General features: G+C 68.0%; 18 protein-coding genes. 14 read left to right on the top strand and 4 right to left on the bottom strand.

The window, feature by feature from the left end; translation table 11 throughout:
- The first annotated feature begins 43 nt into the window (after window positions 1-43).
- The 6 genes from R4823_RS24395 to R4823_RS24370 all read left to right on the top strand — a co-directional run bounded on the left by R4823_RS24395 (window position 44) and on the right by R4823_RS24370 (window position 5,861).
- Window positions 44-1,027, top strand: a complete 984-nt coding sequence (locus tag R4823_RS24395; RefSeq protein WP_338616377.1) for a tripartite tricarboxylate transporter substrate binding protein — start codon at window positions 44-46, stop codon at window positions 1,025-1,027.
- Window positions 1,028-1,029: 2 nt separating this feature from the next.
- Window positions 1,030-2,454 (top strand): aldehyde dehydrogenase family protein, encoded by a 1,425-nt coding sequence (locus R4823_RS24390; protein WP_338616375.1) that lies wholly within the window; start codon window positions 1,030-1,032, stop codon window positions 2,452-2,454.
- Window positions 2,455-2,457: 3 nt separating this feature from the next.
- On the top strand, window positions 2,458-2,955 hold the full coding sequence (locus R4823_RS24385) for a MaoC family dehydratase (protein WP_207958684.1): 498 nt from the start codon (window positions 2,458-2,460) through the stop codon (window positions 2,953-2,955).
- Window positions 2,956-3,029: 74 nt separating this feature from the next.
- Window positions 3,030-3,503 carry a MaoC family dehydratase gene (locus tag R4823_RS24380; RefSeq protein ID WP_087836717.1) on the top strand — a complete coding sequence of 158 codons (474 nt, stop codon included), beginning with the start codon at window positions 3,030-3,032 and terminating at the stop codon, window positions 3,501-3,503.
- 7 nt (window positions 3,504-3,510) lie between these two features.
- Entirely contained in the window at window positions 3,511-5,082 is a 1,572-nt protein-coding gene (locus tag R4823_RS24375; RefSeq protein ID WP_338616374.1) for a class I adenylate-forming enzyme family protein, read from the top strand.
- A gap of 11 nt (window positions 5,083-5,093) precedes the next feature.
- Window positions 5,094-5,861 carry an SDR family oxidoreductase gene (locus R4823_RS24370; protein WP_338616373.1) on the top strand — a complete coding sequence of 256 codons (768 nt, stop codon included), beginning with the start codon at window positions 5,094-5,096 and terminating at the stop codon, window positions 5,859-5,861.
- An 11-nt stretch (window positions 5,862-5,872) separates the two neighbouring features.
- Here R4823_RS24370 and R4823_RS24365 read toward each other — a convergent pair whose 3' ends face one another.
- On the bottom strand, window positions 5,873-6,499 hold the full coding sequence (locus tag R4823_RS24365) for a glutathione binding-like protein (RefSeq protein ID WP_338616371.1): 627 nt from the start codon (window positions 6,497-6,499) through the stop codon (window positions 5,873-5,875).
- A 173-nt stretch (window positions 6,500-6,672) separates the two neighbouring features.
- Here R4823_RS24365 and R4823_RS24360 point away from each other — a divergent pair, with 173 nt between their 5' ends.
- A complete protein-coding gene (locus tag R4823_RS24360; RefSeq protein ID WP_132980492.1) occupies window positions 6,673-7,833 on the top strand; it encodes an MFS transporter in 1,161 nt (386 codons plus the stop codon).
- A gap of 19 nt (window positions 7,834-7,852) precedes the next feature.
- On the opposite strand, the gene R4823_RS24355 is transcribed toward R4823_RS24360, so the two are convergent.
- Window positions 7,853-8,644 carry an IclR family transcriptional regulator gene (locus R4823_RS24355; protein WP_132980493.1) on the bottom strand — a complete coding sequence of 264 codons (792 nt, stop codon included), beginning with the start codon at window positions 8,642-8,644 and terminating at the stop codon, window positions 7,853-7,855.
- A gap of 149 nt (window positions 8,645-8,793) precedes the next feature.
- Between R4823_RS24355 and R4823_RS24350 the strand changes: the two genes are divergently transcribed.
- From R4823_RS24350 to R4823_RS24335, 4 genes are all read left to right on the top strand, one after another.
- On the top strand, window positions 8,794-10,200 hold the full coding sequence (locus R4823_RS24350; RefSeq protein WP_165963308.1) for an FAD-dependent oxidoreductase: 1,407 nt from the start codon (window positions 8,794-8,796) through the stop codon (window positions 10,198-10,200).
- An 83-nt stretch (window positions 10,201-10,283) separates the two neighbouring features.
- Entirely contained in the window at window positions 10,284-11,255 is a 972-nt protein-coding gene (locus R4823_RS24345) for a tripartite tricarboxylate transporter substrate binding protein (protein ID WP_132980495.1), read from the top strand.
- A gap of 213 nt (window positions 11,256-11,468) precedes the next feature.
- Window positions 11,469-12,614, top strand: coding sequence for an FUSC family protein (locus R4823_RS24340; RefSeq protein WP_132980496.1), 1,146 nt, complete (start codon window positions 11,469-11,471; stop codon window positions 12,612-12,614).
- Window positions 12,615-12,705: 91 nt separating this feature from the next.
- Window positions 12,706-13,902: a diguanylate cyclase gene (locus tag R4823_RS24335; RefSeq protein WP_132980497.1), complete on the top strand. Its 1,197-nt coding sequence runs from the start codon at window positions 12,706-12,708 to the stop codon at window positions 13,900-13,902.
- A gap of 24 nt (window positions 13,903-13,926) precedes the next feature.
- Here the strand turns inward: R4823_RS24335 and R4823_RS24330 are convergent, their stop codons facing one another.
- Window positions 13,927-14,817 (bottom strand): LysR substrate-binding domain-containing protein, encoded by an 891-nt coding sequence (locus R4823_RS24330; protein ID WP_165963309.1) that lies wholly within the window; start codon window positions 14,815-14,817, stop codon window positions 13,927-13,929.
- 135 nt (window positions 14,818-14,952) lie between these two features.
- On the opposite strand from R4823_RS24330, the gene R4823_RS24325 reads away from it, so the two are divergent.
- Genes R4823_RS24325 through R4823_RS24315 form a run of 3 tightly spaced genes read left to right on the top strand, consistent with a single transcriptional unit; the run spans window position 14,953 to window position 17,290 of the window.
- Window positions 14,953-15,933, top strand: a complete 981-nt coding sequence (locus tag R4823_RS24325; RefSeq protein WP_132980499.1) for a tripartite tricarboxylate transporter substrate binding protein — start codon at window positions 14,953-14,955, stop codon at window positions 15,931-15,933.
- Between the two features lie 26 nt (window positions 15,934-15,959).
- Window positions 15,960-16,970 (top strand): 2OG-Fe(II) oxygenase family protein, encoded by a 1,011-nt coding sequence (locus tag R4823_RS24320; RefSeq protein WP_087836731.1) that lies wholly within the window; start codon window positions 15,960-15,962, stop codon window positions 16,968-16,970.
- A 35-nt stretch (window positions 16,971-17,005) separates the two neighbouring features.
- Window positions 17,006-17,290 (top strand): DUF1330 domain-containing protein, encoded by a 285-nt coding sequence (locus tag R4823_RS24315; protein ID WP_087836732.1) that lies wholly within the window; start codon window positions 17,006-17,008, stop codon window positions 17,288-17,290.
- A 7-nt stretch (window positions 17,291-17,297) separates the two neighbouring features.
- On the opposite strand, the gene R4823_RS24310 is transcribed toward R4823_RS24315, so the two are convergent.
- Window positions 17,298-17,906, bottom strand: coding sequence for an alpha-ketoglutarate-dependent dioxygenase AlkB (locus tag R4823_RS24310; RefSeq protein ID WP_132980500.1), 609 nt, complete (start codon window positions 17,904-17,906; stop codon window positions 17,298-17,300).
- Between the last annotated feature and the right edge of the window lie 16 nt (window positions 17,907-17,922).

The following is a 17,922-nucleotide window of genomic DNA, read 5'->3' as shown; positions in this document are numbered from 1 at the left end:
CGCGGGCTTCTCGATACGCTGAACACAGCACACGGAGACGACGATGAAACCTTACGCATCCCCCCGCGCATGCGCCACGCTGGCCGCGCTGCTACTAGCCCTGCAGGGCGCCGCCGCGCAGGCGGAGGAATCCTGGCCCAGCAAGCCCGTCCGCGTGATCATGCCCTTCGCCGCCGGCGGCAGTTCCGACCTGGTCGGACGGCAGGTGGCGCAAAGCCTGAGCGCGCACTACGGCCAGCAGTTCGTGGCCGAGAACCGCGCGGGCGCCGGCGGCAACATCGGCGTCGATGCGGTGGCCAAGTCCGCGCCGGACGGCTATACCCTCGGCATCGGCACGTCCGGTCCGTTGGCCAACAACAAGTCGCTGTACCACCCCATGCCGTTCGACGCCGAGAAGGACCTGACGCCGATCGCGCTGGTCGGCGAGATCCCCGTCGTGATCGCGGTCAACCCGGCGGTGAAGGCCACTACCCTGGCCGAGTTCGTCGCCTTGAGCAAGTCGTCCGCCAATGCGGTGACGGTTTCCAATCCGGGCAACGGCACCATCGGCCACCTGGCCACCGAGTACCTGAGCATCCAGACCGGGGCGAAGCTCCAGCCGGTGCCGTACAAGGGCGATTCGCCGGCCATGGTGGATGCGATGAGCGGCTCGGTCTCGGCGGTCGTGGCACCGGTCACGTCACTGATTCCCAATATCCAGGCCAACAAGCTCAGGGCGCTGGCGGTGATGTCCAAGACGCGGTTCCCGGGCCTGCCCGACGTGCCCACGGCCAACGAGCAGGGCGTCAAGCTGGAAGCCACGGTATGGAGCGCCATGGTCGGGCCCGCCGGCCTGCCCAAGTCCATCGTCTCGTCGCTGAACGCCGAGATCAACAAATACACGGCGTCGCCGGAAGGCAAGGCCAAGCTGAACTCGCTGGGCATGGTGCCGCTGTCGGGCACGCCCGAACAATTGCGCGAGCTGATGAGGAACGAGGCGACGAAGTGGCAGGAAGTCGTCAAGTCGGCACGGATCTCGATCGAATGACCATGAACACGCTGCAGTTCTATATCGACGGCGCCTGGGTGGATCCGGTGGCGCCGAGAAACCTGGAAGTCGTCAACCCGGCGACAGAGGAAAGCTTCGCGCGCATCAGCCTGGGGTCGCCCGAAGACGTGGAGCGGGCCGTGCGCGCTGCCCGGCGGGCGTTTCCGGCCTATGCCGCGACCAGCGTGCAGGAGCGCCTGGGGTGGCTGGAACGGATCGTCGCGGGCTTTCGCGCGCGGCTGCCGGAGCTGGCGCGGGCGATGACGATGGAGATGGGGGCGCCCATCACGTTCTCCACCGAACGCCAGGCCACCGTTGCGCTGTTCCACTTCGAGGAGGCGCTGCGCGTACTGGCCGACTACCCGTTCGAGGAGCGCATGGGCAGCGGCATCGTCCGGCGCGAGCCCATCGGCGTCTGCGGACTGATCACGCCGTGGAACTGGCCGCTCAACCAGGTGGCTTCCAAGGTCGCGCCGGCGCTGGCCACCGGATGCACCGTCGTCCTCAAGCCCAGCGAGATCGCGCCGCTCAGTTCGCTGTTGTTCGCCCAGATCGTGCACGAGGCGGGCCTGCCGCCGGGCGTCTTCAACCTGGTCAACGGCGACGGACCGACCGTGGGCGAGGCGATCGCCGCCCATCCCGCGATCGACATGGTGTCGTTCACCGGGTCCACGGGGGCGGGGGTGAGAGTCGCCAAGCTGGCGGCCGATACCGTCAAGCGCGTGGCGCAGGAGCTGGGCGGCAAGTCCGCCAACATCATCCTGCCCGACGCCGACATCCGTGCCGCGGTGGTCGCAGGCGTGCATGCGTGCAACACGAACGCCGGCCAGAACTGCCAGTCGCCCACCCGCATGCTGGTCCCGCGCGATCGGCGCGACGAGGTGTTCGCGGCGGCACGCGACGCGGTGGCGGCGATACGCCTGGGCGATCCGATGGACCCGGCTTCCACGATGGGACCCCTGGTCAGCCAGGCGCAGTTCGACAAGGTCCAGCAATTGATCCAGTCGGGCGTGGACGAGGGCGCCACCCTGGTGGCCGGGGGCACCGGGCGTCCGCGCGGCCTCGAGCGCGGCTACTACGTGCGGCCCACGGTGTTCGGCGACGTGACGCCCGACATGCGGATCGCGCGCGAGGAGATCTTCGGCCCCGTGCTGTCCATCATGAGCTACGACGACGAGGACCAGGCCATCGCCATCGCCAACGATACGCCGTTCGGGCTGGCGGGGTTCGTGCAGTCGCCGGACCTGGAGCGAGCCCGGCGCGTGGCCAACGCGATCCGTGCCGGTCGCGTCTATCTGAACGGCGCGCCGTTCGATCGCAGCCTGCCCTTTGGCGGCTACAAGCAGTCCGGCAACGGACGCGAATTCGGGGTCTTCGGATTCGAGGAATATCTCGAGGTGAAGGCCATACTCGGCTACGGAAACTGATTCATGACGACTGCTGCAATGCATTCCGCCCCGTCCGCCGCGAACGGCGGGGAGGCCCGCTGTTTCGAGGATTTCCAGGTGGGAGAGCGCTGGATTAGCGAGCCCACGGTGATCACCGAGGAAGAGATCATCGCCTTCGCCCGCGCCAATGATCCCCAGCCCATGCACATGGACCCGGAAGCCGCGCGCGCAGGCCCTTTCGGCACGCTGATCGCGAGCGGCTGGCAGATCGCCGCGCTGTCGATGCGCGTCTTCCTGCAGGCGGGCGGCTATGGCAAGACCCCCATGGTGGGCATGGGCCTGGACGAATTGCGCTGGACGAAACCCGTGAAGGCCGGCGACACGCTGGTGGTCGAGCGCGAGGTCATCGAGACCGTGCGGTCGAAGTCGCGCCCCGGCATGGGCATGATCCGCACGCGCGTCACGGTGCGCAACCAGGACGGCGATGCCGTGATGTCGCTGGTGTCGCTCGGCAGGGTGCCGGCGCGCGCGCAGGCCTGACAGTTTGAAAAAAGCCCCTTTGGGGGCAGCGCCGCGAAGCGGCAAGCGTGAGGGCATTTTTCAAGGGAGTCGTCATGGTGGTTCTCGACCGTCCCGCCGATCTGAAGGCGTGGATAGGCAAGGAAATAGGGGTCAGCGAATGGCTGGCCATCGATCAGTCGCGCATCGACGATTTCGCCCGCATCTCGGGCGACGATCATTGGCTGCACGTGGACGTCGAGCGCGCGCGGCGCGAGATGCCGGATGGCAAGACCATCGCGCATGGTTTCATGACCTTGTCCTTCATTCCTTATCTGGTCCGCTCGGTCTATGCGATCACGCACCGGGGCCGCGGCCTGAACTACGGCACCAACCGGATCCGCTTCGTCAACCCGGTCCAGGTCGGCGACCGCATCCGCCTGCGCCAGCGCATCAAGGCGGTCGAGCGCGGCGAGGGGGGCGGGCAGGAAGGCGCCACGCGCGTGGTGTCGGACTGCACCATCGAGATCGAAGGCAAGGAGCGCCCGGCGCTGGTCGCCGAGTTCCTGATGCTGGTCTATGACGAGTGACGCCGCCATGACCCAGAACGTGCACGACATCATGGCGCGGCAGGCCCGGCAGCCCTTCGTCGACTTTCCTTCCCTGATCGCCCGCCACGCGAGCGAGCGGCCCGGCGCGCCCGCCTTCCGCTGCGGCGGCGACACGCTCGACTGGGCCGGACTGGCCCGCGCGACGGAACGCGTCGCGGCCGCCTGCGCGGCCCTGGGCGTCGGCCCCGATGGCAAGGTCGCCCTGCTGGCCTCGCCGGGGCTGCGCGCCATCCAGGCGTTCTTTGGCGTGGTGCGCGCCGGCGGCTGCGTGGTGCCGCTGGCCACGTCGGCGACGGCGGCGACGCTGATGGGCATGCTGGGCGATTCGGACGCCACGGTGCTGGTGGCCGATGCCGACGCGCGTGAAAGCCTGAAGGCCGTCGAGGCGGAATTGGCCGCGGCCTTGCCCCATCGCCTGGTTGCGCTGGATTTCCAGGCGCCGGGCTGGCTGGGGTGGGACGACTGGCTGGCGCGCGGCGGCCAGCCGCCCGCCGTGGACCACCGGGCCGACCAGGCCTTCAACCTGATCTACAGTTCGGGCACCACCGGCAAGCCCAAGGGCATCCTGCACCTCCATGGGATGCGGTCGCGGCAGGCCAACCGGCGCAGCTTCGGACTGGGGCCGGACAGCGTCATGCTGCTGTCGACGCCGCTGTATTCGAACACCACGTTGCAGCCCATGCTGGCCACGGTGGCCAATGGCGGGTCGACGGTCCTGATGCGCAAGTTCGACGCCGCCGAGTACCTGCGGCTGTGCGCCGCGCACAGGGTCACCCATACCATGCTGGTCCCCGTGCAGTACCAGCGACTGCTGGCGCACGAGGACTTCGCGCGCACGGACCTGTCGTCCTTCGTGCTCAAGCAATGTACCGGCGCGCCGCTCGACGCCAGGGTCAAGTCGCAGATCCTGGACCGGTGGCCAGGCGGGCTGCGCGAGATCTATGGCATGACCGAAGGCGGATGCAGCTGCGTGCTCGACGCCCATGAGTTTCCGGACAAGCTCGGCACGGTCGGCCGTCCGGCGCCGGACCACGACATGCGCATCGTCGACGACGACGGCCGGGTGCTCGCGCAGGGCGAGGTCGGCGAGATCGTCGGCTGGTCGCCGTACATGATGGCCGGCTACTACAAGCAGCCGCAGGCCACCGAGGCCTTCTACTGGCGCGACGACTCGGGCATCGCCTTTCACCGCAGCGGCGACATCGGCCGCTTCGACGACGAGGGATTCCTGATCCTGCTCGATAGGAAGAAGGACCTGATCATCTCCGGCGGGTTCAACATCTACGCGACCGACCTGGAGTCGGTGACCGCCGCCCATCCCGAGGTGGCCGACGTGGCGGTCATCGGCATTCCCAGCGAGCAATGGGGCGAGACGCCGCTGGCGCTGGTCGTGCTCAAGCCGGGCAGCACGCTGGACCCGGAGGCGCTGCGGTCGTGGGTGAACGGCCAGGTCGGGCGCACCCAGCGGCTGGCCGCCGTGGAATATCGAAGCGAACTGCCGCGTTCGGCGCTGGGCAAGCTGCTCAAGCGTGAGCTGCGCCAGCCTTACTGGACATGAAAGGGGCAAGCATGAAACAAGTCTGCCTGGTGACCGGCGCGACCGGCCGCAACGGCGCGGGGTCGGCCACCATCAAATTCTTCGCCAAGCAGGGCTGGCGCGTCGTCGTCAACTACTCGCGGGACGAGGCGGCGGCGCAGGAGGTGGCGGCCGAGTGCCGCTCGCTGGGCGCGGCCGACGTGCTCGTGGCCCGCGCCGACGTGACCAGCGACGACGCCTGCCGCGCCATGGCGCGCGACATCGAGCAGCGCTGGGGGCGACTGGACGCGCTGGTCAACAACGCGGCCGTGACCACCTTCAACGACCACAAGAACCTGGACGGCCTGTCGTTCGAGGACTTCCAGCGGGTGTTCGCGGTCAACGTATCGGGCGTCTACGTCGTCACGCGGGCCATGGCCGCACTGCTGCGGCGTACGGGCAATGCCTCGGTGGTGAACATCTCGTCGGTGGGCGGATTGCGCGGCACCGGGTCCAGCATGGCCTACGCCGCGTCCAAGAGCGCGCTCAACGCCATGACGTTCTCGTTCGCCCGCGTGCTGGCGCCCGAGGTCCGCGTCAACGCGCTGCTGCCCGGGTTCATCGAAGGCGACTGGCTGATCAACGGCATGGGGCGCGAGCGCTACGAGGCCGTGCGGGCTGCGCTGATCGCCAAGAACCCGCTCAAGTCGGTGCAGACCCCGGACGAGATCGCCGAGGCCGTCTGGTGGCTGGTGCATGGCCCGGCCGCGCTGACCGGGGAACTGGTGCAGCTGGACGCGGGGGGGCGGCTGGTGGTGTAGCGGCGGCGGGCTCAGTCCAGCTTCCGGGCGAACCCGCGTTGCACGGCGGGACGCTCCATCAGCGCCGCGTACCAGCGCGCCACGTTGGGATAGGCCGCCAAGTCGACCTGATGGCGCTCGTGCCGCCAGGCCCAGCCCAGGATGGCGAAATCGGCGATGGACAATTCGCCCGCCACGTAGTCGGACGAGGCCAGGCGGTTGTCCAGCACGCCGTATAGGCGGTGCGTCTCGACGCTGAACCGCTGCAGGCCGTAGCGGCGGTCGGTCTCGTCGGCCACCGCGCGGAAGTGGTGGACTTGCCCCGGGATGGGCCCGAAGCCGCCCATCTGCCACATCAGCCACTCCATGACCACTGTCTGCGCCCGCAGGTCGGCCGGCAGGAACTTGCCGGTCTTGCGCGCGAGATAGAACAGGATGGCCCCGGACTCGAACACGCTGATCGGCTGGCCGCCGGGCCCGTCGGGATCGACGATGGCGGGGATCTTGTTGTTGGGGCTGATGCGCAGGAACGAGGCCTCGAACTGCTGCCCGTTGCGGATGTCGACGGGTACCACCTCGTAGGGCAGTTCCATTTCTTCCAGGGCCACGCTGATCTTGCGGCCGTTGGGGGTGTTCCAGGCATGGAGCTCGATGGTCATGGGCGCGGATACCGGTTGGTGGAGGTCCAGACCATTATCCTCCACCGGCGGCCGGCGCCGGGTTTACCCGCATGCGTGGACGAAACTGATACCTCGTAGAAACAGAATGCGTTTTTCGGGCCATCCAAGCCCTTCTATCCTAGCCGCAACGACAAATAGGGCTGGGAGACGACATGAACGACATCCAACGGTGGCCGGCGCGGAGCGCGCTGATGGTGGCGCACTGCGCCGGCATGGTGGACCTGGTGGCATTGCCGGTATGGGTGGGCACGCTGATGTCCCGCTACGGCCTCGATGCCCAGCAGGCGGGAGCCCTGGCGACCTTGTTCCTGGCCGGGGCGGTGCTCGCCAGCGCCTGGCTGGCACCGCGTTTCCATGGCCTGAACGGGCGCTGGATCGCGCCGGCGGCCTTCGGGACCGCGGCACTGGCGTTCTTCGCCTGCTCCCAGGTCAGCCAGTTCGGCGCGTTGGCGGCATTGCATCTCGCGGGCGGCCTGGCCAACGGCGTAGGCCTGAGCGTGACGCATGGCACCGTGGCGCGCACGGGCAACCCGCAGCGGTTGTTCGGAATCATGCAAACCATGCTGGGCGTGTTCGGCGTGATCTTCATGGCGGCCACGCCGCAGCTCATCGGGGCGTTGGGCGGGCCAGCCCTGTTCGGCGTGTTCGGCGGCGTGATGCTGGTGGCCAGCCTCGTGACGGGGCTGTTCTTCCCTGACGTGGCGGCCGCCGGCGGCCAGCAGGCGGTGTCCCGCAAGGCAGCGAAGCTGTCCGCGAGCGTCTGGTTCGGCATCTGGGGCATCAGCGTGATGGCCATCGTGCAAGGCATGGTTTTCAGCTTCATGGAACGCATGGGCGCGGACCGCGGGTTTTCCGTTTCCCAGTTGAATGGCCTGCTGATCGCGGTGGGGTTGTTCAACCTGCTGCCGGGGGTGATCGCGGCGCTGTTCCAGGCCCGCATCAATGCGCGCGTCGTGGTGCTGTGCGGCGCGACCGCGCAGGGAGTGCTCGCCATGCTGCTGGCCTCGAGCACGGCCTTCGAGCCGTACGCGGCAGCCGGTGCCGTATTCGTGGCGGTAATGGTCTTCACGCACATCTTCGCGTTCGGGCAGTTCGCCGCGCTGGACCCGTCGGGCCGGGCGGCGGCGGCGACTCCCGCCATGACCATGATCGGCGCCGCGGTCGGCCCGATCCTGGGCGGCACGCTGGTCAAGCTCAGCGGTTATCCCGCATTGGGCATGGCGGCGCTGGTGCTCGATGTGCTGGCCTTCGCATTGTTCATGCGGCTGGCGCTGCGGCCCGCCGCCAGCTATGCGGAAAGCCCGGTCAGATGAATGCGCAGGTTCCCGCCTGCTACGCGAATGCCGCGCCGGCATCGGCCAGCGTCTGGCTCAGCTTCGCCGCCTCGGCGTTCATCATTTGCACCACTTCCTCGCGCCTGTCTCCCCGCAGGCGATGGTTCAGCGCGACGATGCTGATCGCGGCATAGTGGCTGCCCAGTAGCGTCGGCACGACTACGCCCAGCCCGGTGACTTCGGGCAGGATGTCGCCGTCGTTCAGCGCGTAGCCCAGCTGGCAGGCGCGCTCGACCATATGGTCCAGCACCGCCTCGGACAGTTTCCCGTAGCGGTTCAACCGGTGCCGGTTCCTGCGCATCACATCGTCGCGTTCGGCCTGGGGCATGGCGGCCAGCAGCGCCAGTCCGCCCGCCGTGCTGCCCAGCGGGCGCCGCTCTCCCACCATCTGCGTCAGGGCCTTGACCGGATAACTGCCTTCCGCGCGTTCGATCACTACGCTGTCCGTGCCGCTGCGCGTGGTCAGGAACACCGTGTCGCCGGTGGCGCGCGCCAGCCGGTTCAGCACCGGGCCGCACAGCTCGCGCAGGTTGAAGTGACAGTTCGCCGCCAGCCCCAATTCGTAGGCCAGCATGCCCAGGAAGTACTCGCGCTTGGGCCCGCGCTGCATCAGCAACCCCTGCTCGACCAGACAGGCCAGGATGCGATGGGCGGTGGGGGACTTGAGCCCGGTCTCGCGCGCCACCTCCGCCAGCGTGATGCCAGCGGTATTGCGGGCGGCCACTTTCTTCAGGACCAGGATGGTCCGCTCTATGCTTTGCGTGCCCGTGGAACTGGATTGATTTTCCATATTATGGACTCGTATTGACAGTGATTTACTGGATAAAACACACTGGACCGACTCAAATCGAGTAATGAAGGCCAAATATATTCCATATTATGGATTATTGGGCTTCTTCCACAGGACCACACCAGCCTGCTATCCAGGGAGACAGGAAGATGGCGCAGCAACTCAAACAGGCGCACTACGACGTCGTCGTGCTGGGCGGAGGCGCCGCCGGCGTCGCGGCCGCCGCGGCAGCGGCCAAGAACGGACGCAAGACACTCATCATCGAGGCCAATCCCATCCTGGGCGGCGAACTGCTCAGCGGCATGTCGCTGGACGGCGTGCTGAATGCCCGCGGCGAATACGTGGTGGGCGGTATTTCCGACGAGTTGTTCGACGAATGCCGGCGCATGGACGGTTTCATCGGTCCGGTGCACGACCATCGCCTGATCTGCTATGTGTGCGTCGATCCCGAGATCATGAAAATCGCCGTGATGCGCGTCCTCGACCGGCATGGCGTGACTACCTGGGTCAATTCCTTCGCCGAGGACGTCGTGGTCCGGGACGGCGTGGTCACCGGCCTCGTGGTGGTCAACAAGAGCGGCCGCACGCTGGTGACGGCGGATCATTTCCTGGACTGCTCGGGCGACGGCGACCTGGCTGTCCGCGCCGGCGCGCCGTTCGAGATGAGCGATGACAGCGGCGATCTGCAGCCGGTGTCGCTGATGTTCCGGGTGGGCAGCGTGGACAGCGCGACGCTGTTGCGCTTCGCGCGCGAGAATCCCGCCTCGATGGCGGTGGGCGAGAGCGACTACATCCGCGGGGACAAGACCGACGAGCAGTTGCTGGACCTGCTGGTCGAACAGGGCCAGCCATCGGTGTTCTTCAAGAGCGAGGGGCCTTTCCTGGGCGATGCGATCCGCCGTGGCGACCTGGCGCCCACCGCGTTGATCATGATCCAGCCGACTTCCGCCGCGCGAAAGGAGGTCTGCGTCAACGCCACCCGGGTGGGGGGCAACATCGACGGGACCGACACCGCGGCGGTCAGCGCCACCGTGGGCACCCTGATGGAGCAGGTCTGGCAGACCTATGAGTTCGTCAAGGCCCACTTGCCCGGCTTCGAGAACTCGGTGTTCGCCGGACTGGCCCCGCGCGTGGGCGTGCGCGAGACGCGACGCGTCATGGGCGACTACCTGCTGACCAAGGAAGACGTGGTGTCGGGCCGCAAGCAGCCGGACTCCGTGGTTGCCAAGGGCGCGCAGCACGTCGACATCCACCAGTCCGGCACGACCCAGATACGCATTCCCATCGCCAACGGCGGCTCTTATGACATCCCTTTCGGCTGCCTGCTGCCCAAGGGGCTCAAGAACGTCATGGTCGCTGGCCGCTGCCTGTCCGCGACGCGGGAAGGCATGGGCACGGCCCGCACCATGGGTCCCTGCATGGCCATGGGCCAGGCGGTGGGCACCGCGGCGGCCATGTGCGCCGAACGCGGCGATGCCGACGTGCGCCGCCTGCCGGTGAAGGAACTGCAGGCCAGGCTGCGCGCGCAAGGGGGCGTGATCGACGGCGTGTATTGAACGCCGCGCCGTCCGGCGCCACCCTCCGGAGACAAGCGAGGGGGCGCCGGGCGTCTTGCCGACAACGAGGAAGGAGACCAACCATGCATCGTTATCTTGCCAAGTTTTCCCTGGCCCTGTCGCTGGGCTGCGCGGCTGTCGCGGCCTGGGCGGGCGCCTACCCGGACCGGCCATTGAAGATGATCGTGCCCTTCGCCGCCGGGGCGTCGAGCGACATGCTGGCGCGTACCGTGGCCGATGGCCTGGCCACGCGCCTGGGCCAGCCGGTGGTGGTCGAGAACCGGGCCGGCGCGGGCGGCAACATCGGCGCCGACCTCGTCGCCAAGGCCGCGCCGGACGGCTACTCGCTGGTCATCGGGTCCATCGGCACGCACGCGACCAACAGTCTGATCTACGGCTCCATGCCATACGACACCGTGAAGGATTTCACGCCCGTGACGCTGGTCGCCTCGGTGTCGCTGGTGCTGGTCGTGCATCCCTCGGTGCCCGCGCGCGACGTCAAGGAACTCATCGCCTATCTGCAGGAGCGGCCGGGCAAGGTCAGCTATGCGTCCGGCGGAGTCGGCGCATCCCAGCACCTGGCCGGCGAGCTGTTCAAGTATCTTGCCAAGGTCGACATGGTGCATGTGCCATACAAGGGCAGCGCGGGATCGATTCCCGACCTGATCAGCGGTCGCGTCCCGGTCATGTTCGCCGACCTGCCGCTGGTGCTGTCCTATATCCAGAACGGTTCGCTGCGAGCCCTGGCGGTGGGTGATCGGGAACGCAGTCCGGTGCTGCCGTCGGTGCCCACGCTGGCCGAATCGGGCGTGCCCGATTACCAGGCCAATGCCTGGTATGGACTGTTCGCTCCCGCCGGGACGCCGCCGGACATCGCCAACCGCCTGCAGCGCGAGGTCGCCGCGATTCTGGAGCAGCCCGAGGTCCGCAAGCGCCTGATCGCGCAGGGCGCCAATCCGAGCGGCATGGCGCCCGATGCCTTCAAGGCGTTCCAGCGCAAGGAGATCGACCGCTGGAAGACGGTGGTGCAGGCGGCCCACATCAAGATGGATTGACAGACTAGGGTAAACCCTAGGTTTGAAGTAGAATGGTGTCTTATCGCGCCTGCGCCTGGCCGCAGGCGCCGACGTGCTGACGCGCCGCCGCCCAGGCGGAGCCGTCCCTTCCGCGGTTCTCTCATCGCTTCCGCCGTACGGCATACGCCGTATGGGCGCGCACGCGTTGCGCCGGCATGCCCGGCACAGCGCGCGATTTTTTTCTGGATGCCCATGATTGACGAAGACGATCGCCGTTCGCCCGCGCCTGCCCGGCCGCGCGGGACGACGCGCGCCAACGCGGCGCGGTACCTGCTCACGCCGGCCCAGCTGGAAGAAAGCCTGGCCATGGCCGCGCCGCTGTCCGTGCGCAATGCCGTGGTGGCCGGGATGCAGGCGACCCTGGCCGTGGTCGTGGCCCTGGCGTGTTTCCACTATTCGCCCTGGCCGCAACTGGTCGGTTTCGGCGCGCTGGGCGCGCTGGGCGCGCTGGCTTCGCTGTTCGGGCGCTACGCCTCGCGCGTGCGCCGCCGCCGCATGGTCTTCCTGAGCGCCTTGCTGCTGGTCGCCGCGACCTTTGCGACATCGATGGCGGCCCAGGCGGGGGCCTCGTCCACGATGATGGTGCTGGTTCTTGCGCTGGTGGCGGGAGTGTCCACGGTCGCAGTGTCGAGCTGGCGCCTGGGCGGACCGGGTGCCGTCATCATCGTGTTCGCGGCAGGCGCGGCGCTGGGCGCGGCCGGGTCCTGGGAAGCGGTCTTCGCGCGCGCCGCCGCCGCGGCCGCGGGCGGCGCCCTGGCCTGGATCATCTGTGTCCTGACCGATCGCCTCAGGCATGAAGAGCCCGCGACGGGCGCCTTTCCCAGCGATCCTCCGCGCCCCATGCGGCACCGGCTGATCGCCGCCGGCCGCATCGCCACGGGCGCCGCCGTGGCCGCGCTATTGGCGCACGCGGCCGGCTGGCAGCATCCCTCGTGGGCGGCCATAGGCGCGACCGCCGTCATGCAGGGCGGGCACCTGCACATCACGATGAGCCGTGCGCTGCAACGGATGGCAGGCACCGTCGTGGGCGCCTGCGTGGCGGGCGCCATCCTGGCGCAATCGCCCTCGTTCTGGGCCGTGGTGGGCCTGATCGCGCTCTTCCAGTTCGTGACCGAGATCATCATCGGCTACAACTATGCGCTCGGACAGATCACCGTGACGCCCATGGCGCTGCTGATGACGCACCTGGCTGCGCCCGCCATGGCCGGCAACATGGCGCTCGAGCGCGTATTCGACACCATCGTCGGCGCGGCGGCGGGCATCGTGCTGGCGGTGCTGTTCTCCAGTCTGGACGATCGGGCGTACCTGGCGCGCCACCGGCGAGCGGCCGGGCGCTGATGGCGGCCGGGCTGGCCAGGCCCGGAAATGCTTTATCATCGGGCGGCTCTCGCGCGGGTTCCGATCGCCGCGTGGATTCCCGCGGCATGCCATGCTAGACCCCATCAGCGTCATCTTCGTCACGATCTTCTCCGCCATCATGAGCACGGCGGTACTGGGGTCGCTGCTGCCCACCGCCATTCCCGGGGTCAGGCGCTGGTTCAAGGCCAGCGTCATGGCCATCGCAGCGCTGGCCCTGTTCCTGTTCCAGAACGTCGGGCCGCGGTGGCTGACGATCCTGGTCTCCAACCAGCTGCTGGCCCTGGCCATGCTGGTCATCCTGCAAGGGTGCAGGCAGTTCGTCGGGATGCGGCCCGTGCGCTACGCAGAATATGCGGGCTGGGTTGCCCTATTGGCGGCCATGGCCTACTGGACCTATGTGGTGCCCGACATCAACATCCGCATCGCGCTGGTGTCGGCGTTCTATGCCTACGCCTACATCCTGGTGGCCAGGATCGTGTTCATGGCGCGGCCGCTGTCCCGGCCCCACTACGCCTACTGGTTCGTCAGCATCGGCGCATGCCTGGGCGCGATCGGCCATGTGGGCCGGGGGCTGGCCTACGGCGTGGGATGGGTCAGGCAGGCGGAGCTGTTGCAATCGACGCCCGTCAACATCGCCTTCCTGGCGCTGGGCGTGCTGGCGCTGCCCTGGCTGTCGATCGGCATGGTGCTGCTGACTCATGATCGCCTGGCCCATCGGCTCGAACGCCTGGCGAACCTGGATGAACTGACCGGCATCCTGGCGCGGCGCGCGTTCCTGGCCCAGGCCGACGCGGCCGCCCGCACCGCATCGCGCTCCGGGCGGCCGCTGGTGTTCGCCATCGTCGACATCGACCACTTCAAGAGCATCAACGACACCCATGGGCATGCGGCGGGAGACCGGGTGCTGGCCCATTTCACCGGCGTGGTGGCCAGCAACCTGCGCGCCGGCGATGCCTTCGGCCGGCTGGGCGGCGAGGAGTTCGCCATTCTTTGTCCGGACACGTCCATGCGGGACGCGGTCAAGCTGCTGAACCGGCTGCGCGCCCGGGTCGCGCAGGCCGAGAGCGCGCTGCCGGGAAGCAAGCTCAAGGTCACGTTCAGCGTCGGGGTCGACCAGTATCGCCCCGGCGAGGAACTGAGCAGCCTGATGGCGCGGGCGGACGCCGCGCTCTACACGGCCAAGGCGATGGGAAGGGACCGCGTCGTGACGGTGGCCGCCGATGCGGATCCGCTTCCCGCCGAAGGGTCTCCCGGATTGGCGAAGTGACGCGCCTGCCGTGCCGGCGGACGCTCAGCCCCCGGGCGCGCCCGTCTGTTGCAGCAGCCAGCCGCGAAAGGCCTGCAGGGCGGGCAGCGTGACATTGGCGGGCGGGTAGACCAGATAGTACGAAGTCGGCGAGCGCACCACCGGCCCGAAGGGCGATACCAGCCGGCCATTTTCCAGCTCTTCTTCCACCAGCAGGCGGGGCACCACCGCGGCGCCCAGGCCCGCCATGGCTGCCCGCAGCACCAGCGAGAACGACTCAAACTTCATTCCTCCGGTGGTGCCTTCGGCGGGCAGGCCGCTGGCGGCCAGCCAGTCGTGCCAGGCATGCGGCCGGAACGTCATCTGCAGCATGGGCACGCGTGGCAGGTCGTCCGGCGTGCGCAGCGTGGTCGCGGCCATCTCCGGCGTACAGACCACGACCATGTGTTCGTCCATCAGCCAGTCCGAGCGGGCGCCGGGCCAGCGGGTGTTGCCCAGGTTGATGGCGGCGTCCAGGCTGTTGTTCTGGAAGTTGAAGGGCAGCCGCGTGACGAGGGTGAGCGCGATGCGCGGATGTTCGCGCTGGAAGCGGGGCAGGCGCGGGATCAGCCATTGCGTGGCGACCGCGGGCACCACGCCCAGCCGCAGCACGCTGGCCGCGGGCTCGGTCGACACGGTTTCGATGATGGCCGATTCCAACGCGTCGAGCGCGGGCGTCAGGCGCAGCAGCAGGATCTCGCCCGCGGACGTCAGTTGCAGACGCTTGCGTACGCGTTCGAACAGCCGGACCCCGAGGAAGTCCTCCAGCGCCTGGATCTGGTGGCTGATGGCGCTCTGCGTCAGATTCAGCGAGTCCGCCGCCTGCGTGAAGCTCAGCGTGCGTGCCGACAGCTCGAACGCCTGGAGCATGACGGGCGAGGGGATCTTGCGACGCATGTCATTAATCCTGCTAATGAATTCATGATGAGACGTCGCTTGTGGGCAGGCGGACGTCTCCGATAACTTAGTCCCGCGTTTCGTGGTTGCGGCACCGGCATTGTGCAGTAAGTCTGCTTGCATGGGAGTGAGTCGATGAATCGTCGAGATGTACTGCGTCTGGGAGCGGCCGCGGGCCTGGGGGCCGCGGGCAGGGCATGGGCTCAGGAAGAGTTTCCGAACCGCCTGATGAAGGTGGTGGTTCCTTATCCGCCCGGGGGCATCACCGCCCTGCTGGGGCGGGTGCTGGCGGACATCCTGGCCAAGGAGTTCCCCGCCAAGCCCGTGATCGTCGAGAACAAGGGCGGCGGCACAGGCACGGTGGCCCAGCAATACATCCTCCAGCAGCCGCACGATGGCCACCTGCTGCTGTCCGGCGGTCTGGGCGGGCTGATCCTGCCGACCATCCTGAATCCTCGCCTGCCCATCGATCCGCAGGAGAACTTCGTTCCCATGGCCCAACTGGCCGAGCTGATGAACGTGCTGGTGGTGGGCCGGGACGTCGAGGCCCGCACGCTGCCCGAGCTCATCGCCTACGGCAAGACGCGCGTGGGCAAGCTCAACTACGGCTCCAACGGCGTAGGCACGCTGGCCCATTTCACCTCGGTGCTGTTCAACCAGCGCGCGGGCACGCATTTCGTCCATATCCCGTACCGCTCCAGCGGTGAAATCATCACCGGCCTGAAGAACGGGGACATCCAGGTGTCCTTCGCCAACCTGCCATCGGTGGCCTCCCTGGTGCGCGCCGGTTCGCTGCGGGCGATCGCGGTGACGGGGGCCAGGCGCGCGCAGGCGCTGCCTGATGTGCCGACCCTGCTGGAACTGGGCATGGAGGACTTCGTCGCGACGGGATGGCTGGGGGCCTACGCGCCGGTCGGCACGCCCCAGGCCAACATCGACAAGCTGGCCGATGCCATCGTCAAGGGTGGCAGGCAGTCCGAGAACATCCAAAGGCTGCAGACCGCGGGTTTCGAGGTGACGGTGCGCGGCCACGCGGACTTCGCCGCCTGGAACCGCAGCGAATTCGTCAAGTGGAACGAACTGGCCCGCCGGGAGAACATCCGGCCCGAGGCCTGAGCGGCAATTTTCAACAAGGACTGCACATGTTGCCCACCGCAAGAAAACTGGTTTTCTCGGAAGTGCCCATCGTCGACCTCGGGCCGGCCTGGCGCGATGATGCCGGCCGTGCCGCAGTGGCCGAGGCCATCGCCGCCGCCGCCGGCACCGTGGGGTTCTTCTACGTCAGGAACCACGGCCTGGCCGAGCAGGACATCCGCGACATCTTCCAGACCGCCGTGGATTTCCACAGCCTGCCCATGGAGGCCAAGATGGAGGTCTCGCTCAAGCTCAACGACCATGCCCAGGGCTACCTGCATGGCATGAGCAAGGGCAACGACGCGAACATCAAGGAGAACCTCCAGGAAGCGTTCCAGATCCGCCGGCCGCTGGCCGACGACGATCCCGACCTGCTGGCCGGCAAGCCCTTGCACGGCCGCATTCCCTGGCCGTCCGCCATGCCGGACCTGAAGCCGCGGATGATGGCTTACTACGACAAGGTCAACGACCTGGGCTATCGGCTTCTGGATCTGTTCGAGCTGAGCCTGGGCCTGACGGCCGGCGCGCTGAAGGCGAGCTTCGCCAAGGACATGAATTCGCTGCGCCTGCTGCACTATCCGCCGCAGCGCCCCGACGAATCGGGCGAGCACCTGGGGGCGCGCGGACATACCGATACCAATGCCTTCACCATCCTGGCCCAGGACGCGAATGGCGGACTCGAAGTGCGTAACCGGGACGGCGAATGGGTGGCGGTGCCGCCCATCGGGGGAACGCTGGTGGTCAACGTCGGGGAAGTGCTGAAGGTCTGGACCGACGGCGTGTTCACCTCGGCGGTCCATCGGGTGATCAACCGTTCCGGCAACGAGCGCTATTCCATCCCGTTTTTCATGTATCCGAGTTTCGATGCCTGGATCCAGCCCTTGATCCGCAATCCCGATCCCGCGAACGTGGCGCCCGAGGACCTGCCGACGTCCTTTCCGCGCGACCGGCCTTTCGTCTACGGCGAGCTGAAGGCGCGCAACGTCGCGCGCATCATGCCGCAGAAGAGCGCGGCATAGCGGCAATCGATCATCCAGGGAACCGGAGGGTGGACATGGCGGCCTACGTCATCGGCGAGGTGAAGATTCTGAAGCCCACTGAAATGGGCGAGTACGGCCGCATGGTGGCGGAGGCGGTGGCCGCGCATGGCGGGCGCTACCTGGCGCGCGGAGCCGAGCCCTTCGTGCTCGAAGGCGGGCCGGCCCACAACGTGCTCCTGATCGAGTTTCCCGACAAGGACGCGGCCTTGGCCTGGTACGCATCGCCGGCCTACCAGGCGGCGAAGAAGCTGCGCGAAGGCAAGAGCAACCTGAGGCTGGTCGTGATCGACGACGCATGAGCGGCGCTCACGCGCCGCCGCTCCGGTGGCGCGGCGAGGCCGTGCGGAAGGTGATGGACCAGCGCAAGGCCCGGGCCGGCGCGATGCTGTGTTGCCAGGCCCAGCGCGCCGGTCCGCGCATCAGGTAGATGGACCGGGGCGCCAGCGCCAGGCGTACGATGTCGGCCTTCCTGGGATGGTCGGGCGGGTAGGGCCTGAATCGCATCACGATCTCGCTGCCCAGCGAGATGCCGACCACGTCCTGGAAGTCCGACACGTCGCGATGCCAGCCCAGCGGCGCGCCGGGCGGATACTCCGCCGCCAGCGCATGGAGGAAGGCCTGTGGCGGCACGCCCAGCCATCGCGCCGCGCGGTCGCGCAGCGCATGGAGTTCGGCGATCAGCGCCGTGGCCGGCTGCAGCCGGTTGGCATCGTAGTCGAAGCTGCCGCCGTAGCTCACTACCCGCCTGCGCGCGGTATAGGTCTTGTAGCGGGCAGCGGCGAAGGGCAGGGTGGCCATCAACGCCTCGAGCTCCGCCGCTTCGGCCGGCTCGAGAAAATCCGGTTCATAGACCAGCCCTTCCGGCAGATCGGGCGGAAGCGGGGGCGGCAGGTCGAACAGCGGCGGTTGTTCCATGATGCGATCCGTGTGG

Source organism: Pigmentiphaga sp. CHJ604 (assembly GCF_036972535.1).
Lineage (GTDB): Bacteria > Pseudomonadota > Gammaproteobacteria > Burkholderiales > Burkholderiaceae_B > Pigmentiphaga > Pigmentiphaga daeguensis.
The sequence above is the reverse complement of the archived record's forward strand: the minus strand, read 5'-3'. Positions and strand labels throughout refer to the sequence as shown.